General features: G+C 73.0%; 19 protein-coding genes. 18 read left to right on the top strand and 1 reads right to left on the bottom strand.

Annotated features, from left to right (window positions below; all coding sequences use genetic code 11):
- The first annotated feature begins 41 nt into the window (after positions 1-41).
- The 17 genes from AB0O15_RS36810 to AB0O15_RS36730 all read left to right on the top strand — a co-directional run bounded on the left by AB0O15_RS36810 (position 42) and on the right by AB0O15_RS36730 (position 20301).
- Positions 42-3773, top strand: a complete 3732-nt coding sequence (locus AB0O15_RS36810; RefSeq protein WP_364328850.1) for a VWA domain-containing protein — start codon at positions 42-44, stop codon at positions 3771-3773.
- Positions 3774-3777: 4 nt separating this feature from the next.
- A complete protein-coding gene (locus AB0O15_RS36805) occupies positions 3778-4455 on the top strand; it encodes a DUF4255 domain-containing protein (RefSeq protein ID WP_364328847.1) in 678 nt (225 codons plus the stop codon).
- On the top strand, positions 4452-6446 hold the full coding sequence (locus AB0O15_RS36800) for an ATP-binding protein (RefSeq protein ID WP_364328844.1): 1995 nt from the start codon (positions 4452-4454) through the stop codon (positions 6444-6446). Before AB0O15_RS36805 ends, AB0O15_RS36800 begins: the two co-directional genes overlap by 4 nt.
- Before the next feature lie 89 nt (positions 6447-6535).
- On the top strand, positions 6536-7336 hold the full coding sequence (locus AB0O15_RS36795) for a DUF4157 domain-containing protein (RefSeq protein WP_364328841.1): 801 nt from the start codon (positions 6536-6538) through the stop codon (positions 7334-7336).
- Positions 7337-7563: 227 nt separating this feature from the next.
- Complete coding sequence (locus AB0O15_RS36790) at positions 7564-9096, top strand: phage tail sheath family protein (RefSeq protein WP_364328838.1); 1533 nt, start codon at positions 7564-7566, stop codon at positions 9094-9096.
- A 33-nt stretch (positions 9097-9129) separates the two neighbouring features.
- Positions 9130-9573, top strand: a complete 444-nt coding sequence (locus tag AB0O15_RS36785; protein WP_364328835.1) for a phage tail protein — start codon at positions 9130-9132, stop codon at positions 9571-9573.
- A gap of 4 nt (positions 9574-9577) precedes the next feature.
- Positions 9578-10021: a hypothetical protein gene (locus AB0O15_RS36780; RefSeq protein WP_364328832.1), complete on the top strand. Its 444-nt coding sequence runs from the start codon at positions 9578-9580 to the stop codon at positions 10019-10021.
- Positions 10018-10176, top strand: a complete 159-nt coding sequence (locus AB0O15_RS36775; protein WP_364328829.1) for a DUF6760 family protein — start codon at positions 10018-10020, stop codon at positions 10174-10176. Before AB0O15_RS36780 ends, AB0O15_RS36775 begins: the two co-directional genes overlap by 4 nt.
- Before the next feature lie 6 nt (positions 10177-10182).
- Entirely contained in the window at positions 10183-12822 is a 2640-nt protein-coding gene (locus tag AB0O15_RS36770) for a hypothetical protein (RefSeq protein WP_364328826.1), read from the top strand.
- 33 nt (positions 12823-12855) lie between these two features.
- The gene (locus AB0O15_RS36765) at positions 12856-13314 is read left to right on the top strand and encodes a phage tail protein (protein ID WP_364328823.1); all 459 of its coding nucleotides are present in this window, start codon (positions 12856-12858) and stop codon (positions 13312-13314) included.
- Complete coding sequence (locus AB0O15_RS36760) at positions 13311-14108, top strand: LysM peptidoglycan-binding domain-containing protein (RefSeq protein WP_364328820.1); 798 nt, start codon at positions 13311-13313, stop codon at positions 14106-14108. The genes AB0O15_RS36765 and AB0O15_RS36760 overlap by 4 nt, the downstream gene beginning before the upstream one ends.
- Positions 14098-15858, top strand: coding sequence for a VgrG-related protein (locus tag AB0O15_RS36755; RefSeq protein ID WP_364328817.1), 1761 nt, complete (start codon positions 14098-14100; stop codon positions 15856-15858). The genes AB0O15_RS36760 and AB0O15_RS36755 overlap by 11 nt, the downstream gene beginning before the upstream one ends.
- Positions 15859-15871: 13 nt before the next feature.
- Positions 15872-16153 carry a PAAR domain-containing protein gene (locus AB0O15_RS36750; RefSeq protein ID WP_364328814.1) on the top strand — a complete coding sequence of 94 codons (282 nt, stop codon included), beginning with the start codon at positions 15872-15874 and terminating at the stop codon, positions 16151-16153.
- Between the two features lie 13 nt (positions 16154-16166).
- Positions 16167-16634, top strand: coding sequence for a GPW/gp25 family protein (locus AB0O15_RS36745; RefSeq protein WP_364328811.1), 468 nt, complete (start codon positions 16167-16169; stop codon positions 16632-16634).
- Complete coding sequence (locus AB0O15_RS36740; protein ID WP_364328808.1) at positions 16634-18580, top strand: putative baseplate assembly protein; 1947 nt, start codon at positions 16634-16636, stop codon at positions 18578-18580. The genes AB0O15_RS36745 and AB0O15_RS36740 overlap by 1 nt, the downstream gene beginning before the upstream one ends.
- Positions 18580-19119, top strand: coding sequence for a phage tail protein (locus AB0O15_RS36735; protein WP_364328805.1), 540 nt, complete (start codon positions 18580-18582; stop codon positions 19117-19119). Before AB0O15_RS36740 ends, AB0O15_RS36735 begins: the two co-directional genes overlap by 1 nt.
- A gap of 24 nt (positions 19120-19143) precedes the next feature.
- Complete coding sequence (locus AB0O15_RS36730; RefSeq protein WP_364328802.1) at positions 19144-20301, top strand: zinc ribbon domain-containing protein; 1158 nt, start codon at positions 19144-19146, stop codon at positions 20299-20301.
- On the opposite strand, the gene AB0O15_RS36725 is transcribed toward AB0O15_RS36730, so the two are convergent.
- Positions 20298-23165, bottom strand: coding sequence for a winged helix-turn-helix domain-containing protein (locus tag AB0O15_RS36725; protein ID WP_364328799.1), 2868 nt, complete (start codon positions 23163-23165; stop codon positions 20298-20300). The genes AB0O15_RS36730 and AB0O15_RS36725 overlap by 4 nt on opposite strands.
- 267 nt (positions 23166-23432) lie before the next feature.
- Here AB0O15_RS36725 and AB0O15_RS36720 point away from each other — a divergent pair, with 267 nt between their 5' ends.
- Positions 23433-23603: a hypothetical protein gene (locus tag AB0O15_RS36720; RefSeq protein WP_364328796.1), complete on the top strand. Its 171-nt coding sequence runs from the start codon at positions 23433-23435 to the stop codon at positions 23601-23603.
- Positions 23604-23722 lie beyond the last annotated feature (119 nt).

Below are 23722 nucleotides of genomic sequence, written 5' to 3'. Positions count from 1 at the left end.
GCTGATGTGACAACGGGACGAGTAGGCCACGGTTGAGCACTATGGACGCTCGGGCGCAAATCGGGGGCGCGACGACGGCTGCCCGGACGCCGAGGGCACGGCGTCGCGTCGCCCTGCTGACGGTGCCGTTGCTGGCCCTGGCCACCGCGGTGGTCTGGGTGGCGGGCCGGCCCGCACAGGCCGCGCCCGGCGACCCGGTGCCGTACCGCGTGGGTTATGCCAGCGCCGACGTGCCGGTGCTCGCCGCGGCCGTGCCCGGTGGGCCGACCGGCGGCGACGCGCTGCCCCGGCCCGACACGACCACGCCGGCCCAGGACCCGGGCTCGCGCCTGGGCGGGCTGGTCTTCATCACCCGGCGCGACGGGCACCGCGACGGCGACCTGCGCTACCGTGCCCCCGGCGCGGTCCAGTCGGTGTCCCTGCTGGCCGACGACTTCGACGACCGCGACCCGCAGCTCTCCCCGGACGGGCTGACCGTCGCGTTCGAGTCCGACCGGGGCGGCCAGCCCGACATCTGGACGATCGGCGTCAACGGCCAGGGCCTGACCCGGATCACCGACCACCCGGCCGACGACACCACGCCGAGCTGGTCGCCCAACGGTGACCGGATCGCCTTCGGCAGCGTCCGGGACGACCCGGCCGGCGACATCTACACCGTGCGCCGGGCCGACAAGGTGATCACCCGGATCGCCGCCGACAAGGCCGCCGACTCCCAGCCCGCCTGGTCGCCGCTGGGCGTCATCGCGTTCACCACGTCGCGCTTCTCGACCGCCGAGCAGCCGGGCGCGGTGGTCGCCACCATCCCCGACGGCAGCACCCAGGTGACCCGGATCGTCACCGGCGAGGAAGCCGCCTGGTCCCCGGACGGTCAGCGGCTGGCCTTCACCTCCCGCACCTCCGACCCGTCCGGCGACATAGCGGTGCTGAACGTGCTCACCGGCGGCCTGGCCCAGGTGGCCCGCAACCCCGGCCGGGCCGAGACCCACCCGACCTGGAACGGCGCCACCGTCGTCTACTCGGACGTCGCCGTGGCCGAGGACGGCAGCGCGGACATCTGGTCGTCCGACGCCGCCGGGCTCGACCGCGAGGACCACACCCAGCGCGCGGGCGCCGACGAGACCGCGCCGGCCTACTCCAAGGACGGCTTCCGGCTGGCCTACTCCGAGAAGCGGCCGCAGCCCGACCAGGAGTCGCCGGGCAGCTCGCGGATCGTGCTGGCCGACGCCGAGGGCGGCAACCCGCAGCCGCTGACCAACTTCGCCGACAACCAGGTCGACGACGACCCGGTCTGGTCGCCGGACGGCACGCTGGTCGCGTTCGGCCGGACCCGGCCCGACGAGAGCAGGTCGGTGGTCGTGGTCCGGGTCGCCGACGGCGTCGTGGTCGGCACCATCCCGGTGCCGTGGCGGCTGCGCGCGGCCGACACCAAGCCGGCCTGGTCGCCCGACGGCACCCGGATCGCCTTCGTCCGGCGGCAGGTGCGGAAGCCGCCCCACATGGTCATCCCGGGCCCGACCGACCGGCGGCTCAACCCCGGTGGCTCGTACACGATCGACCAGCTCGTGAAGACCCCGGCGATCCTGCCGACGCCCGACATCGTGCTGCTCGTGGACACCACCGGCAGCATGGGCGCGGCGATCGAGAACGTGAAGGCCAACCTCAGGACGGTCGTCGACCAGGTACGGGAGGCTCAGCCCAAGGCGCAGTTCGCGGTGGCCAGCTTCCGTGACCAGGCGAACCAGGCGACTCTCTTCAAGATGCACCAGCGACTCACGTCGGACGCGGACGCCGTTCAGGCCGGGGTGAACCAGCTCGCCATCGACCCGAAGGACCCCGGCGGCGACGACACCGAGGACTGGGGCTTCGCGCTGGACAAGCTGAACAACGTCTCGACCACCGGCTGGCGGAGCGACAGCAACCGGATCATCGTGCTGATCAGCGACGCGCCCACCCACAACCCGAGCAACAAGACCGAGCTGGTGACCACGGTCACCAAGCTGAAGCAGAGCGCCACCCGGGTGGTCGGCGTCGACCTGGGCGGCCTCGACCTGGCCGCGCCGTTCCCGGGCTGCCAGGGCCTCTGCTCCAAGCAGGGCACCTACGTCACCAAGGAGACCGCCGGCCAGCTGATCAAGACGGTCAACGACGACGACGTGTCCAAGGCGATCCTCACCGGCCTGCGCAACCTCGTCATCCAGGTCACGCCGACGATCGGCCAGTGCGACACCGGGCTGCGGGTCTCGTTCGACCCGGCCGCGCCGACCCGGGTCCGCAGCGGCGCCGACGTGCACTACAAGCAGACCGTCACGATCACCGACGACCACGACCCGGGCACCGTGCTGCACTGTGCCGTCTCGTACCCGATCGACCCGAACCCGGACGGCGACCAGGAGGTGTACCAGGCGCCGGTCACGGTCACCGTCAACGACCCGGAGCTGCCCCTGGTCACCGTCGACGACGTGACGGTCCTGGCCCGGGACGAGTACGGCGCGCCGGTCGACTACCCGTCGGGCGCGGTGGCCGCCGACGGCACCTCGCTGACCCCGACCTGCACGCCGCCGCCCGATGAGACCGAACCCTTCCCGGTCGGGCAGACCACGGTGACCTGCACGGCCGAGGACGCGGACGGCAACGTCGGGCAGGACACCGCGCTGATCGCGGTGATCGACCCCAACGCCGACAACAAGAACCGCGTCTACATGTCGTCGCTGGCGGCCGCCCTGGACGGCCCGGTCACCTTCCTCGACGAGATCGACATCAGCCTCAACGCCGCGGCCGGCTGCCCGGCCGCGGTGAACGACGACGCGCCGGCGTTCTCGCCGGACGGCAACTCGGTGGCCTTCACCGCCGACGGCAAGGTCTGCGTGACCGACCCGGCCGGGCTGCTGCCCCGGCAGTTCACCAGCTCGGACGGGCCCCGGGCGGAAGACCCGGCCTTCTCGCCGGACGGGGCCGTGCTGGCGTACACGTCGATCGTGACCTCCGGGGAACAGGCCCGCCGCACCCTGCGCACCCTCCCGGCGGCCGGCGGCAACCCCAGCGTGCTCATCGACACTCCGGGCGAAGCCTTCGACGTCGCGTTCCGGCCGCTGGCCGCGGGTCTGACCCTGTCGCTGACCGCGACGCCGCCGAAGGTGACGCAGGGCGACGACCCGATCCGGCTGACCCTGGTCGCGACCAATACGACCTCGGCGCCGGCCAGCCGGGTCTGGCTGTCCGTGCTGGTGCCGACGAGACAGCCCGAGGTGCGGTCGATCGGTGACCTCGCGCCGGGCGCCTCGGCCACGGTCGACCTCGACGTGGACACCGCGACGCCGCTCGCCGGCGTGGTGCAGGCCATGGTCACCGGCCAGTTCCCGGGCGGCCTGCCCAGCTTCGCGGTGGCGACGACGACCATCGAGATCGGGCCCAAGGGTGTCGTCGAGCCGGAGGATCCGGTCAAGCCGAAGACGTTCACGCCGACCCTGACCGCCGAACCCGGCATCGGCACGCCCGGCTTCGTCACGATCGCGGTCGGCCGCGGCTTCAAGCCGGGCACCACGGTGACCCTGACCTGGAAGCCCGGGATCAAGGCGCCACAGCGGGTGAAGGTCGGCCGGGACGGGCGGTTCCGGGCCCAGGTGCTGATCTTCCACCGCGACCAGCTGGGCCCGCGCAAGCTCGTCGCCGAGGGAACCGGCATGGACCTGACCGACCCGGAGGCCGAGATCGCGGCGGAGTTCCTGGTGGTTCCCGGCGGGCAGGACCCGGCGGACTGGGCAGTGCGGAGGTGATCGCATGATTCACGAGGTGGACGACGCTCTGCGACAGCTGTTGCGGCACGAGGTGTTGCGCAGCGGCGACGTGGACATCGTGCTGGAGGCGCCGACCAAGGACTGGGCCGCCCGGCGCAACGCGCCCACGGTCAACCTGTACCTCTACGACATCCGGGAGGACATGCGGCGCAAGTCGCGGGGCCGGATCAACGAGTACGACGACCAGGGCAAGATCACCGCCCGGCACCTGCCACCCCGCTACTTCAAGCTGTCCTACCTGGTCACCGCCTGGACCCAGCGGCCCGAGGACGAGCACCGGCTGCTGTCCGCGCTGCTGACGTCGATGCTGGCCTACGACGCGCTGCCGGTCGACATGCTGACCGGCTCGCTGCTCGAGATGGGCATGCCGGTGCCGATCACGGTGGCTCTGCCGCCGCCGGAGGACCGGGCGTTCGCCGACGTGTGGTCCGCGCTCGGCGGCGAGCTCAAGCCGTCGCTCGACGTGGTCGTCAGCGCGCCGGTCGACTCCGGCCGCCGCGCCGAGGCCGCGACCATCGCGTCCGAGGGTGTCCTGCTGTCGATGGACGGCGACGACCCGGTGCGGCACCGGCCGGCCCCCGAGCTCCCGGCCGGCAGCAAGCCGGCCGAGGAGGCCCGCGTGGCCATGGTCCGGATGCGCCGGGACCCGGGCGCCACGTGAACGCGCTGCCCGGTCTGCTGGGGCGGCTGGCCGACCTCGAGAAGCGGATCCGCGACGCGGTCAACACCCGGCGCAAGCGCGACCCCGCCCCGGACGACCCGTTCCGGGGGCTCTACCTCTCCGACGAGATCATCGACGCGCTGCTCGAGCAGAACCGCGACCCGGCCACCGTGCCCTGGGCCGACGAGCCCGCGGCCGAGCCGGCGGTGCTGCCGGCCGGCTTCGGCCTCTCGGCGCTCGACGTCGAGCTGCTGATGGTCGCGGTGGCGCCCGACGTGGACAGCCGGTACGAGCAGTTCTACGGCTACCTCAACGACGACGTCACCCGGCGCCGGGCCACCGCCGGCCTGGCGCTGCGGCTCTGCGGCCTGGCCGAGGGCTCGGCCGCCGGGCGCTCGCGGCTCGGCGCCGACTCGCCCCTGGTCCGCAACGGGCTGCTCGTGGTCGAGGACCCGGACCGGCCGTTGCTCTCGCGCACCCTCCGGGTGCCCGACCCGGTGGTCGCCCACCTGCTCGGCGACCTGCGGGTCGACCCGGCGCTCGGCCCGGTGCTGACCGCGCCGATCGACCCGGTCGACGACCTGCCCGGCGCGGACGTCGTCGCCCGCGCCCTGACCAGCGGCGCCCGCCTGCTCTACCTGCGCGAGCGCAGCGGCGGCAGCGGCCCGGCGCTGGCCGTGACCGGGCTGCACGCGCTCGGCCGGCCGGCCCTGGTGGTCGACGCGGAACGGCTCGGCCACCGGCCCGAGCTGGTCCGGCCGCTGCTGCGCGAGGCGCTGCTGACCGGGGCCGGGGTGGTGCTCGGCCCGATCGGCAGTGGCGCGTCGCCGCCCGGCGGTCTGCTGGAGGTCTTCACGGGTACGGACGCCCCGCTGCTCGTCCACGGCACCACCGGCTGGGACCCGCGCTGGGGCCACCGGCCGCCGCTGCACCTGGACGCCGAGGCGGTGCCGGCCGCGATCCGGGCCGCCGTCTGGCGCGAGTCGCTCGACGGCAAGCTCGCGCCGGGCGTCGACCCGGCCGCGGCCACCGCACACTTCACCCTCGGGCCGCCGCAGATCCGCCGGGCGGCCGAGGCGGCGGTGCTGGCCGCCAACGCCGAGGGCGAACTGGTCGACGTGCGGCGGTTGCGGCAGGGCGCGCGTACCCAGAACGCGGCCGGACTGGAACGCCTGGCCCGCCGCATCGAACCCGGCGTCGGCTGGGACGACCTGGTGCTGCCGCCGGCCGTGCTGGCCCAGCTCGGCGAGCTGGCCGGCCGCGCCCGCCACCGCGAGCGGGTGCTGCAGGAATGGCGGATGCGCCCGGGCGGCGGCCGGGGGATCGGCGTGGTGGCGCTGTTCGCCGGCGACTCGGGCACCGGCAAGACGATGTCGGCCGAGGTGGTGGCCGGGTCGCTCGGCCTCGACCTGTACACGGTCAACCTGGCCACGGTCGTCGACAAGTACGTCGGCGAGACCGAGAAGAACCTGGAGCGGATCTTCACCGAGGCGGCCGGGGTGAACGGCGTGCTGCTGTTCGACGAGGCCGACGCGATCTTCGGCAAGCGTTCCGAGGTACGCGACGCGCACGACCGCTACGCCAACATCGAGAGCGCGTACCTGCTCCAGCGGATGGAGTCCTTCGACGGGGTGGCGATCCTGGCCACCAACCTGCGGGCCAACCTGGACGACGCGTTCACCCGCCGGCTCGACGCGGTGATCGACTTCCCGGTGCCGGACGAGGAACACCGGGCGGCGTTGTGGAACGTCTGCATCGGCCCCGACGTGCCCCGGGCCGACGACATCGACCTGACCTTCATGTCCAAGCAGTTCGACCTGGCCGGCGGCCACATCCGGGCGGCCGCGGTCACGGCGGCCTACCTGGCGGCGGCGGCCGGTCGGCCGGTCGGCATGCTCGACCTGGTCGGCGCGGTGGCCCGGGAATACCGCAAGCTGGGCCGGCTCTGCCTCGACCGGGAGTTCGGCAAGTACCTCGCGCTGGTCACCTGAGGCCGGTTGCCCTTTCGGGCGGCCGGGCCTGCCCGCCGGATCGCGCCAACGAACCTGTCGATCGTCGCGGTCCGGTGTGACTCTGGGCGGTGGAGCAGACGATCCTCAAGGGGGCGGCTATGCACGGTCACGACCAAGGCCAGGAGAGCGAGTTCCGGCCCAAGGCCGACCGCGTCGAGCGCGAGGACACCGACCTTTCGATGAAGGCCGCGGTGGCCGGCCGGACCGATGTGCTCGGCCAGGGCGGCATGCTCGGGCTGCAGCGCGCGATCGGCAACTCGGGTGTGAACTCCATGATGGAGCAGGAGCGTTCGCCGGTGCTCGACGTGGTGAACGGCGGCGGGGGCTCGTCGCTGGACAACGACACCAAGGCGGACATGGAGGGCCGGTTCGGCACCAGCTTCGGCGACGTCAAGGTGCACACCGGCGGCGCCGCGCACGACTCGGCCAAGGCGGTCAACGCGCAGGCGTACACGGTCGGTCCGAACATCGTGTTCCAGGACGGCAAGTACGACCCGGGCTCGGACTCGGGCAAGCACATGCTCGCGCACGAGCTGACCCACGTGGTGCAGCAGCGCAGCGGCCCGGTCGACGGCTCGGACGCGGGCGGCGGCGTGAAGGTCAGCGACCCGTCCGACCGCTTCGAGCGGGAGGCCTCGTCCAACGCCGATCGGCTGATGTCGGCCGACGCGCACGCCGGTCACAACCACGACGCCGCCCCGGCCGCGCCGGGCGTGCAGCGCGTGGAGGACGAGTCGGCCGTGCAACGCGTCGAGGACCAGCCCTCGGTTCAGCGTGAGGGTGAGGACGAGGACGAGGCGCCGGCCGAGGTGCAGGGTTACGTGCAGCGCGAGGAGGAGGCCGGCGAGGAGGAAGAGGCGACCTCCTAGTCGGATAGGCGACGCCGGCCGCGACCACCCTCGGCGGGGGCCGCGGCCGGCGTGTTTCCGCAGGCCACCGAGGAACTTGTCGATCTCCTGCCCGATGGGGCACCGACGAGTTCCCTCCCGACCGAACGCCGGGTCATTGTTCGCCCTCCCGGGCTGGCTGAGCATGAACACCAGAGGCAAACCCACCGGGCTGCCCTGGATCCACTGTGAATCAAAGGAGGCACGCGATGCCCACCTATCTCTCCCCGGGTGTGTACGTGGAGGAGGTCGAGGCCGGTTCGCGACCCATTGAAGGTGTGGGCACCGCGGTGGCGGCTTTCGTCGGCTTCGCTCCGCAGGGACCGGTGCACACGCCGACGCTGGTGTCGAACTGGACTCAGTACAGCCAGACGTTCGGCGAGTTCGCCGAGGGCCAGTACCTCGCGCACGCGGTGTACGGCTACTTCCTCAACGGCGGCGGCAACTGCTACATCGTGCGCATCAACGGCACGCAGGACGGCAGCAACGGCAGCGCGCCGATCGCCCAGCCCCAGGCCCAGCTCGGCGGCTACCGGGTCGTCGCCCGCGAGCTGCCCGCCGGCCAGGCCAACAACAACATCACCGTCGAGGTCCACGACGCCGGTGAGGGTGCTCCCGACGACCGCGCCGTCCTGATCGTCAAGCAGGACGGCAAGGAGTCGGAGAAGTTCAACGTCACCACCAAGCGCGGCCGCGAGAACGTCGTCACCCAGCTCCGTGAGCACTCCAAGCTGATCACCGTCGAAGAGGTCGCCGCCGCCAACGGGCTGGCCAAGGGCACGGTGTCGCTGGTCGCCGAGCAGCCCGCCGTCCCGGCCCCGGTGCCGCACGCGGTCGTCGCCGACGACTACGTGGGCGATGTGGCCGAGCGCAGCGGCTTCGGCGGTCTCGAGGCGGTCGACGAGATCACCATGGTCGCGGTGCCCGACCTGATGAGCGCGTACCAGAACGGCTCGATCGACCTCGAGACGCTCAAGGCCGTGCAGCTGAGCCTGATCGCCCACTGCGAGCTGATGGGCAACCGGATGGCCGTCCTCGACCCGCCGCCCGGGCTGTCACCGCAGCAGGTGCGCGAGTGGCGCCAGGACCTGGCCGGCTACGACTCGAAGTACGCCGCGCTGTACTACCCCTGGGTCAAGGTCTTCGACCCGGCGACCGGCAGCAACGGCTTCGTCCCGCCGAGCGGCCACATGTCCGGCGTGTGGGCCCGCAACGACGCCACCCGCGGCGTGCACAAGGCGCCCGCCAACGAGGTCGTCCGCGGCGCCGTCGACCTGCAGACCCAGCTCACCAAGGCCGAGCAGGAGCTGCTCAACCCGATCGGCGTGAACTGCGTCCGGGCCTTCCCGGGCCGGGGCATCCGCGTCTGGGGCGCCCGTACCCTCTCGAGCGACCCGGCCTGGCGCTACCTGAACGTCCGCCGGCTCTTCAACTACCTCGAGGAGTCGATCCTCGTCGGCACCCAGTGGGTCGTCTTCGAGCCGAACGACGACGCGCTGTGGGCGCGGATCCGCCGCACCGTCGCGTCGTTCCTGGTCACCGAGTGGCGCAAGGGCGCGCTCTTCGGGCTCACCCCGGACGAGGCCTTCTACGTTCGCTGCGACCGGGAGACCAACCCGGCCGAGCAGATCGATCTCGGGCAGGTCACCTGCGAGATCGGTATCGCGCCGGTCAAGCCGGCGGAGTTCGTGGTGTTCCGCCTGGCCCAGATCAGCGGTGGCACCAGCCTGGTCAGCGAGTAATCCCCACCGGTCAGCAGCGAAAGGGTACCTGTCATGGCACTGCCTGATTTGGACAAATCCGTCGGCCACTCGTTCGGCCTCGAGGTCGACGGGATCATGATCTCGCAGATCCAGGAGGTCAGCGGGCTCAAGATGGAACAGGACGTCATCGAACTCAAGCAGAACACGAACGACGGCAAGTACATCATCAAGAAGCTGCCCGGCCGCCCCAAGGCGGGCGAGGTCACGCTGACCCGTGGCCTCTCCGGTGACAACAGCTTCGAGAAGTGGGTCAAGGACGCCCACTTCGGCAAGATGGGCGCGGCCCGCAAGGGCGGCGCGATCATCGTCTTCGACTACGAGGGCATGCCGATCAAGCGCTACAAGCTGACCAACGCCTGGCCCAAGAGCCTCGAGATCGGCTCGCTCAAGGCCGGCGACACCAGCGTGCTCACCGAGAAGATCGTCCTCACGTACGAGATGATGGAGGTCGAGTAAGACCATGCGACGCACCATGGCCGCCGTCGCGGACGCGCCGCCCGTCTCCGGTCCGGCGAGTCCGTCACCGCAACCGACCCTGCAGACGACGTTCGACTTCGAGCTGCCCCGGGGCTATGTGGACGACGAGGGCAGGGTGCACCGCAGCGGCACGATGCGGCTGGCGACCGGCCGGGACGAGCTTGTCCCGCTGCGTGACGACCGGGTCCGGGAGAACCCCGCCTACCTGACGGTGGTCCTTCTGGCCCGGGTCGTCACGAACATCGGCGACGTGACCGACGTGCACGCCGGGGTCATCGAGAACCTGTTCGCCACCGACCTCGCGTTCCTTCAGGACATGTACCGCCGGATCAACACCGAGGGACACACGCTGGCGAGCGTCGGCTGCCCGTCCTGCGGGCACTCGTTCGCGATCGACCTCGCGGGTGGGCGCCCGGGGGAATCGTGACGTACGCGGCCGACCGCCTCCACGAGGAGGTCGCGTACGTCGCCTATCACTTCCACTGGTCGCTGGACGAGATCCTCGACCTGGAACACCCGGATCGCCGTCGCTACGTGGCGGAGATCGCCAATATCAATACCCGCATCAGTCAAGGTCGGTGAGGTCTCATGTGGCCGTGGCGGCGTAAGCGTGACGAACCGGCGCCCGCACCCGCGCCGGCGCCGGTCGTGTCGCCGCGTCCGCCGGCCGATCAGTGGCGGCTCGTGGCGCCGATCCAGCGGGTGGTCGGCAACGACATCCTGGCCAACCCGGTGCAGCGGTTCAGTGGCTCGCTGGCGTCCTGGCAGGACCCGCGGTTCGTCGGCTCGCTCGGGCACGGCGTGGGCGCGGGGGAGCCGTCCGGGACGATCGGCGAGTTCGCCCGGCCGGCCACGGCCGTGCCCGACTATCCGGCCGGTTCGCTCCCGGCGATGCCGGTGGCCACACCCCAGCCGGCGCCCGAGACGGGGCGGAGCCTCGGTGGCACCGCCCACTTCACGGTCGCGCGCCTCGCCGAGCCGGCTTCCCGCCCGGCCGGCCCGGTCTTCCAGCCGGCCGAACCCGCCGTGGTCTCCCGTCTGGCCGAGCCGCAGACGGCCGATGAGCCGTCCCCCGTGGAGGCTGCGCCGCAGCCGGGGATGGACGCCGCGCCACTCACCTCGGAAGCGCCACTGAGCGCCGAGGCGCCGCCGATCGCGGCCGGATCGGAGGCCGCCGCGGCGCCGTCCGGCCCTTCACCCACGCCCCCGGCCGCCGCCGACCCGGCCATGCCGCTCGCGGCGCCCACCCAGCCGGCCGAGGTGCCGGAGCTGACCCAGCCGGCCGCGCCGACCCTGGGCGCGCAGGCGCCGCCGGTCGCGGAGCCGGAGGGTACGTCCGACGAGGGCGACGCGGTGCAGCGAATCCCGTCGGCCGACCTGACCCTGCCGCCCGTCCAGCGGACGGCCTCGTCCGACTCTCCGGTCCAGCGGGCCGTCGCCTCCGGGTCGACACCGCCTCCGGTGCAGCGAACCGGGTCGCCCGATGCCGTGCAGCGGGCCATCGCTCCCGGGTCGCAGGCAGACACCACCCCGATGCCGGTGGCCTCGCCCGCGGTGCCGGTGCAGCGCTCGACCGAGCAGACCGGCTCGCCGGTGCAGCGCTCGGCCGAGCAGACCGGGTCGCCGATGGAAGGCCTGGCCGAGACGCTGGCCGAGGCCGGCCCCGAGGGCGGCTCCGGGACGCCGGCCGAGGGTGCCACCGAGATGCCCGTGCAGCGCGCCGCCGATTCGGACGCCCCGCTGCTCAACGCGCCCCTTCAGCGGGCCCTGGCCGACGAGTCGCACCGCCACGACGACGAGCCGGGCGTGCAGCGGGTCGCCGCCGACGCCCCGGGCGCGGTGGCCCACGGCGACCACTTCCACCTGCCGCTGCCGGGCCGTGAGACCGCGCCCGTGCAGCGCAGCGAGACGACGGCGGCGCCCGCGCAGTTCGGCGGGACGTCGGCCGCGCCGCCGAGCGGTACGACGCCCGCGCGGTTCAGCGAGACCACGCCCGTGCAGCGCAGTGCCACGGCCGGGTCGCCGCGCCGGCTCGGCCTGGGCGAGCCCATCGACCCGGCCGCCGTGCAGCGGTTCGACGACGGCGGTGTGGCCCTGCCCTTCGTCCAGCGGCTCGACGAGCCCGCCGCGGTTCACGGAACCGAGAGCGCCCACGGGTCGGACGGTGGCTTCGACGACTTCCGGCCGGTGCCGGCCGAGGCGCCCGCGCTGCCGATCGACGTTCCGACCGGCTCCGAGCCGTCCGCCGGGCCGGACCGCCCGGCGATGCCCTTGCCGTCGGCAAGCACACCACCCTCGGTGCAGCGACTGGGACTCGGTGGTCCGCTGGACGAGGGCTCGCCGTTGCTGGCGTCGGGCCCGATGGTCCCGATGTTCTCGGTCCCCGGCGTGCCCGCCCCGTCGGCGGGCGGCGCCACGGCGCCGGCCGCGTCGTCGGTCCAGCGGTCGGCCGAACCGGATCTCCCGGTCGCGGTGAGCCACGGCGGCCCGATGGCCGGCCCGGGGTCGAACGGTCCGGCGGTGCCGGTGCCCATGCCCGCCGCGCCGACCGCATCGGTCTCGGCCGCGCCGGTGCTCCCGGTGGTGTCCCGGCTGGTGGGGGACCGTCCGTTGCGCCCCGCGCTGTCCGGCCTGCCCACCGCGCAGCCGACGGCGACCGGCGCCTCGATCGCTCCCGGCCCGAGCCCGGCCGACCTGCCGGCCGTGCCGGTGGCCCAGCTGCTGGCCGAGCCCCCGGCCGGCGCGCCGATGCGGGCCGCGGTGCCGCTGCCGACCTACTCGACGTCCGGGGCCGGGCCGGCCGGCGTGCAGCGGTCCGCGACGACGGCGACCGCGGCCGCGGCGGCGTCGCCGATGCGCCTGGCCACCGCCCGACCGGCCGAGAGCATGACCTCGATGTCGAGCGCGAGCCCGTACGCCGACCCGAACTATTTCGACGCCCCGCCGATCACCGTGTCGCGGCAGGTCACGGTGAGCGCGTCGGCCGAGAACCCGGTGCCGACCGTGTCCCGGGCCTCCGACGGCGGCGCCACCCCGGCGCCCGCCACCGAGGCCACCGCGGCCCCGGGCGCCCCGGCCGGCGCGGCGGGCGCGGCCGGTGCGGTCGGGGCCGCCACCCAGCCCGACGAGCTGGTCAAGAAGCTGTTCGATCCGTTGTTGCGCCGGCTCAAGGCCGAGCTGCGCCTGGACCGGGAACGCCGCGGGTCGCTCACCGACCTGCGGCACTGACCCGGCCGAGCCGAAGTACGAAGGGAGAGTTCGATGCCGGACCTGGAAGAGTCGGTCGCCGTCTTCTTCTCCGTCTCCATCGACGGCGAGGACCTCGGCGCGTTCATCAGCTGCGACGGCCTGGGCTGCGAGTTCGTCGTCGAGCAGCGCGAGGAGGGCGGCAACAACGGCTGGATCTGGCAGCTGCCGACCCGGATCAAGTTCACCAACATCAAGCTGTCCCGGCCGGTCACCAAGGACACCGAGAAGATCGCCGCGTGGTTCATGCGGATGGCTTCGGGCGTCCAGCGGAAGACCGCCACCATCGAGGCGCGCAACGCCAAGAACGACGTGATCGCCCGGTGGGGCCTGATGGGGGTGATCCCGGTGCGCTGGACCGGTCCGCAGATGAGCGTCGACAGCCCCAAGCTGGCCACCGAGACCCTCGAACTCGCCCACCACGGCTTCATGGGCGGCGGGGCGGCGGCCAAGAGCGGAGGTCAGGGACGATGAAGTCGCCCGTCGCGTTCACCTCGCCCGGCTCGGTCAGCGCCGGTGGCGCCGCCACCGGGGCCGGTGGCCAGGCCCCGGCGCCGGCCCCGTCCAACCTGCAGAAGGCCCAGCTCGAGCTGCGGGACCCGCCGTCCGACGGCAGCACGGCCACGGCCAGCGGCGGCGTCATCGGGGTGATCAAGTTCCAGTACAACCCCAAGGAACTGACGGTCGCCAAGAACGCCAAGTGGAAGCGGGACTCCAACCGCAACGCGGCGAAGAGCGCGCCGCCGGAGTTCACCGGGTCGGACCCGAGCAAGCTGACGCTGGAGATCTTCCTCGACGCCACCGACAAGATGGACGACGGTGTCGTGAAGAAGGTGGAGATGCTCTTCTCCTGCTGCGTGCCGACCACGACGAGCCGCAACAACAAGAAGGGCTCGCCGCCCTGGGTGATCTTCTCGTGGGGCGGGCTGACCGGATTCCCGTCCTTCGTCACCTCGGTGAGCTGCAAGTACACGCTGTTCACGCCGAGCGGCCTGCCGGTCCGGGCCGTCGTCACGGTGGCGCTGGAGGAGATCTCGGGCGAGCAGGGCGGCCAGAACCCGACCTCGGGCGCGCTCGCCGCCCGGGACACCCACACCGTCATCGCCGGCGACACCCTGCCCTCGGTGGCCTACCGGTCGTTCGGCGACCCGAACGCGTGGCGGGCCATCGCCGAGCTCAACGACATCGACGACCCGATGCGCCTGGAACCCGGCTCGCGGCTGCTGATCCCGGCGGCCGAGGAGGTGGAGGCGCGTCATGGCGAATGAGAGCTTCTCCAACACGCCGGTCGTCACCGTGAACGGCAACGCGCTCCCGGCCGACCTGGCGGCCATGCTGTCACTGGCCTATGTGGACGACAGCCGCAACCTGCCGGACGTCTTCGTGCTGCGGTTCCGCGACCCGGGCTCGATCGTGCTGAAGAAGGCCGGCTTCGCCATCGGCGTCAAGGTCAAGGTGTCCGTGCAGACCGCCGAGCCGGGCGGCCCGAAGGACCTGATCGAGGGCGAGGTCACCGCGCTCGAGCTCGACCTCGACCCGACCGGGACGATCACCGAGGTCCGCGGCCAGGACGTCGCCCACCGGCTGTTCCGCGGTCGCCGGGTGGCCGCGTACCCGGGAATGAGTCTGGGTGATGTGGTCCGCAAGGTCGCGCAGCGCGCGAAGGTCGACATCGGCAAGGTCGACAACGTGCCGGGCGTGGGCGCGGGCAAGGACGGCCAGCTCTCGCAGAACAACGTGAGCGACTGGGAGTTCCTGTCGCAGCTGGCCGACCTGGTCGGCGCGCACCTGGCCGTCGAGGAGGGCAAGCTCTGCTTCCAGCTGCCCGAACCGCCGGCCAAGGCGCCCACCACCGACGCCAAGGCCACCACCAGCCCGCTGGTGCTGGAGGCGCACCGCAACCTGGTGTCGTTGCGGGCCACGGTCCGCGCCTCGAACCAGGTTCCCACCGTCGAGGCGTACGGCTGGGACATGGAGCACAAGCAGGCGGTGACCGCGACGGCGACGCCGCGTACCCCCGGCATGGAGGTGCCCGGCGCCAAGCCGACGGAGATCGCGGCCAAGGTCGGCGCGCCTCCGCTGCGGGCCGCCGACCCGGCCTGGCAGACCACCGAGACCGTGAAGGCGGTGGCCACCTCGCTGGCCGACCAGCTCGGGGGATCGGCCGTGGAGCTGGACGGCGTGGCGAAGGGCAACCCGTCGCTGCGGGCCGGCGCCGCGGTCGCGCTGACCAACGTCGGCGAGCCGTTCACCGGCAAGTACGTGCTCACCCAGACCCGGCACACGTTCAGCCCGACCGACGGCTACCGGACCATGTTCACGGTGGCCGGGCGGGCCGAGCGCTCGCTCTACGACCTGTCCGGCGGCGGCGCCGGCGGCGGCCTCCCGGCCGAGGTGATGAGCGGCCTGGTGCCGGGGCTGGTCAGCGACATCAAGGACCCGCGCAAGCTGGGCCGGGTCAAGGTGACGTTCCCGTGGCTGGACAAGGAGTACGTGACCGGCTGGGCCCGCGTGGTGCAGCCCGGGGCCGGGGCCAGCCGGGGCGCGCTGGTGCTGCCCGAGGTCAAGGACGAGGTGCTGGTCGGCTTCGCGCACGGCGACCCGGACAACGCGTACGTGCTGGGTGGCATGCACAACGGCACCGACAAGCCGCCCAAGCTGGAGACCGAGCCGGTCGACGGCGGCAGCGGCGCGGTCGCCGTCCGCGGTTTCGTCTCCCGCAAGGGCCACAGCATCCAGTTCATCGAGGACGGCGGGGTGCTGATCGCCACCGGCGACGGGAAGCTCTCGGTGCGGCTGGACGTCAAGTCGGGCACGGTCGAGGCCAAGGGCGACCAGATCAAGCTGACCGCGACCAAGACCGTCGAGATCAAGGGCCCGAACGGCGTGAAGATCGACGCCGGCTCCGGCGCCCTGGACATGAAGGGCATGACCGCCTCGCTGGCCGGCCAGTCCAAGACCGACGTCAAGGCCTCCGGCCCGGTGACCGTCTCCGGCACCCCGATCAAGCTGAACTAGAAGAGGAGCAGTCATGGGCATGCCCGCCGCCCGGGTCACCGACATGACCCCGCACCCCGGGGTGATCACCGGTCCCGGGGTGCCGACCGTGCTGATCGGTGGCATGCCCGCGGCCGTGGTCGGCGACCTGCACACCTGCTCGTTCCCGCAGCCGCCGCACCCGCCGACCCCGATCATCCCGCCCGGGTCGCTGACCGTGCTGATCGGCGGGAAGCCGGCCGCGCGGGTGGGCGACAAGTCCGGCTGTGGCGCGCCGATCCTGCCGCCCGGCTGCCCGACCGTGCTGATCGGCTGAGGGGGCTGACACGATGCAGGATCCGCAACGGTTCGTCGGCGCGGGGTGGGCGTTCCCGCTGCGCACCGACGCCACCGGCTCGATCGCGCTGGTGCGTGGCGACCGCGAGATCGTCGAGAGCATCCGGCTGATCCTCGGCACCGCCCCGGGCGAGCGCCCGATGCGGCCGGAGTTCGGGTGCAACATCCACGAGCTGGTCTTCGCGCCGGCCGACGCGTCCACGGCCGGGCGGATCGCGTACGAGGTGCGCGTCTCCCTGGAGCGCTGGGAGCCGCGCATCGAGCTGCTCGACGTACGCGTCGGCTTCGCGCCGGGCCGCTCCGAGACGCTGCTGATCGACATCGACTACGCCATCCGCGGCACCAACGACCCCCGCAACCTGGTCTTCCCCTTCTATGTCATCCCCTCGCGCGGCGGCGACGCCCAGGACGAGATCGAGGCCGGCCCGTCCGCCATGGCCCGTATTACCGGAGGAAACTGATGCCGCTGCCGGTGCCCAACCTCGACGACCGCCGGTTCCAGGATCTGGTCGACGAGGCGAAGCGGATGGTGCAGGAGCGGAACCCGGAGTGGACCGACCACAACGTGTCGGACCCCGGTGTCACGCTCATCGAGACGTTCGCGTTCATGACCGATCAGCTGATCTACCGCATGAACCGGATGCCCGACCTGCACCTGCTGCGCTTCCTCGACCTGATCGGGGTGTCCCTGCTCCCGCCCACGATGGCTTCGGCCGACGTGACCTTCTGGCTGTCCGCGGTGCAGGACGAGGTGGTCACCGTGCCGGGCAACTCGCAGGTCGCCACGGCGCCGACCGAGACCGCCGACCCGATCGTCTTCACCACGCTCAAGGAGCTGCGGATCGAGCCGTCCCGGCTGGAGCGGATGATGACCGCGACGTCCGACGGCAACCCGGTCGAACGCACCGAGGACCTGAAGTCCGGGGTGCCGATCCCGGTCTACACCACCGAGCCGCAGGCCGGCGACGCGGTCTACTTCGGCCTGTCCAACCCGGTGCCCGGCGGCGCCGTGCTGCTCCGGGTCGAGTGCGAGGCGGAAGGCGTCGGCGTCGACCCGCGCTACCCACCGTGGGAGTGGACCGCGTGGGACGGCGACGGCTGGGTGCCGTGCGAGGTGGGCAAGGACTCGACCGGTGGCTTCAACCGGACCGGCGACGTGATCCTGCACCTGCCGGCCTCGCACGCCGCGTCGGTACTGGGCCGGCAGCGGGCCGGGTGGCTGCGGTGCAAGGTGGTGGAGCCGGACGTCGGCCAGCCGCCGTACCGGCTGTCGCCCAAGCTGACCTCGGCCGTGGCCAGCACGGTCGGCGGTACCACCCGCGCGGTGCACGCCGAGGTGGTGCGGGACGAGACGCTCAGCCTCTCCGAGGGCGTGCCGGCCCAGCGGTTCCCGCTGGCCCGCCGCCCGGTGGTCGCCTCCGACGAGCCGATGGTCCTCGAGGTGGCCGGCGGCGACGGCTGGCAGGAGTGGCGCGAGGTGTCGTCGTTCTCCGAGTCCGGCCCGGAGGACCTGCACTTCATGGTCGACCGGAACAGCGGCGAGGTGGTCTTCGGGCCGGTCGTCCGGGAGGCGTCCGGCGATCTTCGCTACTACGGCGACGTGCCGCCGAAGGGCGCGCCGATCCGCGTGCGGCGCTATCTGACCGGCGGCGGCCGGCGGGGCAACGTGGCCCGCGACTCGCTGACCGTGCAGCGGAACCCGGTGCCGTTCGTCAGCACGGTGACCAACCGCCGCCCGGCCTCCGGTGGCGTGGACGGCGAGACGGTGAAGGACGCCGCGGTGCGCGGGCCGCTCAGCCTGCGTACGCGGTATCGCGCGGTGACCGCCGAGGACTACGAGCTGCTGGCCCGGGAGGCCGCGCCCGAGGCGGCCCGGGTGCGGTGCGTGCCGGTGGGTCCCGACTCGGCGGCGGTCCGCGTGCTGGTGGTGCCCGCGGTCGCGCCCAGCGACGACGGCACCACCGACTTCGCCGACCTCAAGCCCAAGCCGGACATGCTCGCCCGGATCGCCCGCTACCTCGACGAGCGGCGCTGCCTGGGCGCCCGGATCTCGGTCGAGCCGCCGTACTACCAGGGCGTCACGGTGGTGGCGTCGGTCGTGGCGCGCCGGCGCAGCACCCCGGAGGACGTCCGCGAACAGTCCCGCGACGCGCTGTACGCGTACCTCGACCCGATCTTCGGCGGGCCCGAGGGCGACGGGTGGCCGTTCGGGCGCCCGGTGCAGGCCGGTGACATCTACGCGGTGCTGCAGCGGCTGCCCGGCGTCGACCTGGTCGAGGACGTGCGGCTGTTCGGCGCCGACCCGATCACCGGCCAGCGCGGCAACCCGGTGCAGCGGCTCGACCTGCCCGGCAACGCGCTGCCGTTCTCGTTCGGGCACCAGGTCCGGGTGACGGGGAGCCACTGATGCGCCTCGGCACCCCCGGCGTCCCGACACCGCATCCGATCGGCGAGCGCCTGCCCGCAGTGTACCACGAGGACGAGTTCACCCAGCGGTTCACCAGTGGGCTCGACGACGTGCTGGCGCCGCTGTTCCTGACCCTGGACTCGTTCCCGTCGTACCTCGATCCGCGCCTCGCCCCGCCCGACTTCCTGGCCTGGCTGTCGCAGTGGGTGGCCTTCCCGCTGGACGACGCCTGGCCGATGGCCAAGAAGCGCGAGCTGGTCGCCAACGCGGTCTACCTGCACGGCCGGCGCGGCACCACGAACGCGCTGGAGTGGCAGGTGCGGCTGCTCACCGGGGGCGAGGTCGAGATCACCGACAGCGGGGTCTGCCGATCGAGCGAGCAGCCCGGCGAGGACGTGCCCGGCGACGAGCCGCCGTGGGTGACCGTCAAGGTCCGGGTGGCCGATCCCGCCACGGTCGACGCCGCCCGGCTGCGTTCGGCCGTGGTCGACGCGGTGCCCGCGCACGTGCGGGTGACCCTCGAGATCGAGCAGTCCTGAGATATCGGGTACGAGGAGAGATAAATGATCGTCTGTCCGGAGTGCGGGACCCGGAACCCGCCCGGCACACAGTTCTGCGGCGAGTGCGGCACGTTCCTCGAATGGGCCGGTGACGAGCCGGCGAAGACGTCCGCCGCCACCACGCAGACCGCGCGCGGCGGCGGCACCACCACCGCCGAGCCGGTGACGCCTCCGGCGCCCGACACCGCGCTGCCGCCGAAACCGCCGAAGCCGCCGGAACCGGCCAAGCCGGTCGTCGACGAGGCGCCGCGCCCGCCGCAGCCCAGGCCGGAGCCGCTGGCCCCGCGCCCGCCCGAGCCCGCGCCGAAGCCGGTCGAGGAGGCCGCCGCCCCCGACACCGGCATCCGGCTGGTCCAGCCGGACGCGAAGCAGCGCCGGTACACCCCGGTGGTCACCGACGAGCCGGCGACCGAGACCCCCGGCGACATCGAGTGCGCGAACTGCGGCGTCGGCAACCTGGCCACCCGCAAGTTCTGCCGGTCCTGCGGCCACCTGCTGGCCCGGCCGGCCGACGAGAAGAAGAAGTCGTGGTGGCGGCGGCTCCGGGACAAGATCCGGGGCAAGGGCCGGCGGTACGACGCGGGCACCCGGCGGGTGCAACGCGGCCGGAGCATGCTGCCGCGGCTGATCGCGGTGCTGGCGGTGATCGGTCTGGTGGTGGCCGCGTTCACCGTGCTGCCGACCAAGGTCTACCTCCAGCGCGCCATCACCGCCGTGCGGGACCGCACCGGTGACCCGGCGCCGGTGCGGGCGAAGGAGTTGCACGCGTCCACCTCGATCTACGGCGCCGACCCGACCCTGGTCGCCGACACCGCGACCAACCGGTTCTGGTCGCCGCAGAAACCATTCGCCGGTGCCTGGATCGAGGGCACCTTCGACCAGCCGGTGCGCCTGCTCAACGTGATCGTGAACGCGGGTGTCTCGAAGGAGCAGAAGAAGTTCATCTCCGAGGGCCGGCCGCACGACATCATCGTCACCACGACGAACGAGGACAACGAGCAGAAGGCGTTCCCGCTGGTGCTCCAGGACAAGCCGGGCCCGCAGAGCTTCGAGGTCAAGGTGAGCAACGTCAAGCGGGTCCGGCTGACGATCATCTCGTGCTACGACGACAAGAAGACCTTCTGCGGGATCGGCGAGCTGGAGTTCCTCAAGCGAGGTTAGGAAGCGTTGCGGACCAGGGTCTCGCTCGGCCCGGCGGTGATGCCGAGCGAGGCCAGCATGTCGGCGTAGCCGCGTTTCGCCCGGGCCGCGGCGGCCGGGCTTGGCACCAGCTCGCAGGCCTCGATCAGCAGCCGCCAGCCCGGGTCGCTGTACCGGTCGATCTCGACGCAGCGCCGGGCGGTCAGCATGGCGTCGGACACCGCCCCGGCGTCGAGCTGGAGCCGGGCCAGGTCGGCCGCGGCCTCGGCGGCGTGGCGCTGGAGCAGGGCGCGTTCCGGCACGACCCATTCCGCCGGGCCGTCCTCGGGGAGCAGTTCGCCGCCGTACGCGTGCAGGGCGACCCGCAGCGCGTACCTCCGGCCCGGGGTGTCTTCGGCCAGCTCACAGCGCTGCGCCTCGCCGAGGGCGGCGCGGAACCGGGCCACGTCGCTGACGCCGCCGCGGGGCAGGGCCAGCTCGTACGCCTCGCCGTGGCGCACGATCAGCTCGGACTGGCCGCGCCCGAGGCCCGGCTCGAGGAACGTGCGGAGGCTGGACAGCGCCACCTGGAGGCTGCGGGTGGCCTGGGCGATCGGCATGTCGGGCCAGAGCGCCTCGATCAGGTTCTCGCGGTGCACCGGCCGGCCGGCGTAGGTGGCCAGCAGCCGCAACGCCGCCCGGGTGCGTGGCTTGATCAGCGACAGGTCGAGTTCGACGCCGCGCCGGCGGATCCGGAAACCGCCCAGGCACCACACCTCGATCTCGGGCGGCTCGTCGGCCGTGGCCCGGCCGGCGGCGTTCCCGGCCCAGGCGGCGGCGACCGCGGCCGGCAGGCCACACTCGACGGCCAGCGCCGGGACGTCGGCGCGGGTGGCGCCGCACCGGGCCGCGGCGGCCAGCGCGGCCACCCGGGCCCCGGGCACGCCGGCCGACCGGGCCAGCGCGTCGGCCCGTTGCGCCTCGAGCTCGGCGTCGGCCAGCGAGTTCCGCGCCGCGGCCAGGGCCAGCAGCGACTGGGCCCACGCGGCCAGGGCGGCGGCGTCCACCTCGCGGCAGCGCTCCAGCCAGGCCGCGGCGTCGTCCACATCGGCCGCGTCGGGCTCCGCCGCCAGCGACCGGGCCAGGCAGATCATCCCCAGGGCGAGCACCGCGCCCCACTCGTCGGCGTCCCGGTCGCACTCGCGGATCACCGCACGCGCGTCGGCCAGCGCGTCGGCGTCGCCGCTGAGCGCCGCGCCGGCCCGGGTCAGCCGGACCAGCCACGGCAGCCGGGCGCGTTCGGCGTCGGCCAGCACCGCGGCCAGCCAGGCCTTGGCCTCGGGGTGCCGGCCGGAGGTGGCCAGCACCGCGTCGAGCAGCCGGGCGCCCAGCTCGGGCAGGTCGGCCGCCTCGGGCGAACGCTCGGGCAGGGTGCGGCGGACCTCGGCCACGTTACCGGCGATCAGGTGGGCGAGCGCGGCCACCAGCGGCTGGTCGGCCGAGGTGCTCGCGGTCAGCGCCGGGTGGCCGCGGACCGCCGACCGTAACCGGCCGAGGCCCGGGCCGGCCGGCGCGTGGCCGCCCGGCAGCCAGACCGCGATCGCGTGGCGCAGGGCGCGGACCGGCGACCGGCTGCGCTCGTCGCCCATGTGTTCCTCGGCCTGCCGCAGCCGCTCGACCGCGCCGGTCAGCCGGCCCCGGCCCAGCAGCTGGCGGGCCTCGGCGTAGATCAGCCACGGGTCGCCGGCCACCAGCCAGCCGGGCAGCAGCTCACGCCACGGCTCGATGTCTTCCTCGGCGACCTGGCCGCCCAGCTCGTCGAGCAGGCCGCGGACCTTGGCCCACTCCTCGGCCCGGGCGTACGCGCGGGCGCCCTCGACCCGGGCCCCTTCGGCCACGAGCTGTTCGGCCGCGCGGGCGTGCCACGCGCGGGCGCCCGCCTCGCCCAGCTCCTCGGCCAGCGTTCCGCCCAGGTGGGCGCGCAGCACGTCGTGGTAGCGGTAGGTCTGGCCGCCGTCGCTGGTGGACGTGAAGGCCTGCCGCCGGTCGAGCTCGGCCAGCAGCCGGGCGCTGTGGCCCGGGTGGTCGAGCAGCCGCTCGCAGCGGGCCGCGGTCAAGGTCTCGAAGACGCAGGTACGGACCATGAACTCGCGCAGGTCGGCCGGCAGCTCGGCCAGCACCGTGCGGGCCAGGTAGCCGCGGGTCAGCGCGGACCGGCCGTCCAGCGCGGCGATGGCCCGGCGCCGCTCGGCCAGCGACCGCGCGCCGGTCGACAGGTGGAACATGTGCACGCCGGCCGCCCAGCCGTTCAACCGGCGGGTCAGCGCGGCGACGTCGTCCGGCGGCAGTGGCTCGCGATAGACGTCGGACAGCAGGTATTCCACCTCCCACGACCGGAACCGCAGGTCTTCGGCGCTGACCACGGTGGTGGAGGAGAACTCGTGCCGGGCGAGGTTGAAGCCGGGCATGCGCCGGGTCCCGATCAGGACGCGCAGCGCGCCGGGCGCCCGGAGGATCAGCGCTTCGAGGGCCGCCTCGGCGTCGGTGCCGTTCAGGTAGTGCAGGTCGTCGATGATCAGGAGGTGCTCGTCGGGTGGGGCGGCGGCCAACCGGCCGGCCAGCTCGTCGAGGCTCCGCGGTCGCTCGTCGGCGCCCTGACCGCCCACCGCCCGCCACACGCCGCTGACCACCGCGTCGACCGTCGCGTTGCCCGGCTCGACCTGCCACCAGCCGACCGCGCCGGGCCAGCCGTGCGCGTACTGGGCCAGGAGGGTGGTCTTGCCGGTGCCGGCCGGGGCGGCGACGATCGCCAGCCGGGCGGTCCGCAGCCCGCCCAGCGCGTCGATCAGCCGGGGACGCAGGAGGCCGACCCGTGTGGGGTGGCGCTGCAGCGGCCCTGTCGACACTCGTCCTCCCGGTGACGACACGGAATGATCATGCGGCGGTTGCAGCACGTGCTCGACATGCTACCGATCCGTATTGATCCGAATTGAGCTTTCCGGGGTTATGTCCAAACCCGACAGTGGGCCCCTTTTCCCAGGTCAGTCCGATCACGACGGCATCGAAGGAGATCGTTTCGCCGTTCGGTCCGTATTCCGTCAGCCGTTCGGACACAACCTTTCTTGTGCTTTAAGTCACGACGCATCGACGGTTGTCTGGGAAAGGATGTCGCCATGGATTTCACACTGGTCTATCGCTCGGTGGCCGAGCTCGAGCAGGCGCTGCGCGACGCCGCGGCGGCGCACGGCGAGTATGAGAAGAAGGAGCTGGGCGGCGTCTTCGACGAGAACTGGCCGGCCTGGTACGCCGCCCACATGGCCCGGGCCGCGACCCCGGACGCCTGACGGTTCGGCCGATCCGCACTCATCCCTTCGGACACAACCTTTACGTCTCCTTAGTTGTCCCGGCTGCCTCAAAGGGCCTCTGACCTGCGGACGCTGAGGAACACGAAGAAAATTCCTGT

Origin of the sequence: Actinoplanes sp. NPDC089786, assembly GCF_040684855.1 — a bacterium.
GTDB lineage: Bacteria > Actinomycetota > Actinomycetes > Mycobacteriales > Micromonosporaceae > Actinoplanes.
This window is presented reverse-complemented; position numbering and strand designations above follow the sequence as displayed.

What these genes read in the sequence shown, in the direction of transcription:
- AB0O15_RS36805 (WP_364328847.1), top strand. Translation starts at nt 3,778, where the DNA reads ATGATTCACGAGGTGGACGACGCTCTGCGACAGCTGTTGCGGCACGAG.
- AB0O15_RS36735 (WP_364328805.1), top strand. Translation starts at nt 18,580, where the DNA reads ATGCGCCTCGGCACCCCCGGCGTCCCGACACCGCATCCGATCGGCGAG.
- AB0O15_RS36765 (WP_364328823.1), top strand. Translation starts at nt 12,856, where the DNA reads ATGCCGGACCTGGAAGAGTCGGTCGCCGTCTTCTTCTCCGTCTCCATC.
- AB0O15_RS36780 (WP_364328832.1), top strand. Translation starts at nt 9,578, where the DNA reads ATGCGACGCACCATGGCCGCCGTCGCGGACGCGCCGCCCGTCTCCGGT.
- AB0O15_RS36730 (WP_364328802.1), top strand. Translation starts at nt 19,144, where the DNA reads ATGATCGTCTGTCCGGAGTGCGGGACCCGGAACCCGCCCGGCACACAG.
- AB0O15_RS36750 (WP_364328814.1), top strand. Translation starts at nt 15,872, where the DNA reads ATGGGCATGCCCGCCGCCCGGGTCACCGACATGACCCCGCACCCCGGG.
- AB0O15_RS36760 (WP_364328820.1), top strand. Translation starts at nt 13,311, where the DNA reads ATGAAGTCGCCCGTCGCGTTCACCTCGCCCGGCTCGGTCAGCGCCGGT.
- AB0O15_RS36720 (WP_364328796.1), top strand. Translation starts at nt 23,433, where the DNA reads ATGGATTTCACACTGGTCTATCGCTCGGTGGCCGAGCTCGAGCAGGCG.
- AB0O15_RS36790 (WP_364328838.1), top strand. Translation starts at nt 7,564, where the DNA reads ATGCCCACCTATCTCTCCCCGGGTGTGTACGTGGAGGAGGTCGAGGCC.
- AB0O15_RS36810 (WP_364328850.1), top strand. Translation starts at nt 42, where the DNA reads ATGGACGCTCGGGCGCAAATCGGGGGCGCGACGACGGCTGCCCGGACG.
- AB0O15_RS36745 (WP_364328811.1), top strand. Translation starts at nt 16,167, where the DNA reads ATGCAGGATCCGCAACGGTTCGTCGGCGCGGGGTGGGCGTTCCCGCTG.
- AB0O15_RS36785 (WP_364328835.1), top strand. Translation starts at nt 9,130, where the DNA reads ATGGCACTGCCTGATTTGGACAAATCCGTCGGCCACTCGTTCGGCCTC.
- AB0O15_RS36755 (WP_364328817.1), top strand. Translation starts at nt 14,098, where the DNA reads ATGGCGAATGAGAGCTTCTCCAACACGCCGGTCGTCACCGTGAACGGC.
- AB0O15_RS36740 (WP_364328808.1), top strand. Translation starts at nt 16,634, where the DNA reads ATGCCGCTGCCGGTGCCCAACCTCGACGACCGCCGGTTCCAGGATCTG.
- AB0O15_RS36770 (WP_364328826.1), top strand. Translation starts at nt 10,183, where the DNA reads ATGTGGCCGTGGCGGCGTAAGCGTGACGAACCGGCGCCCGCACCCGCG.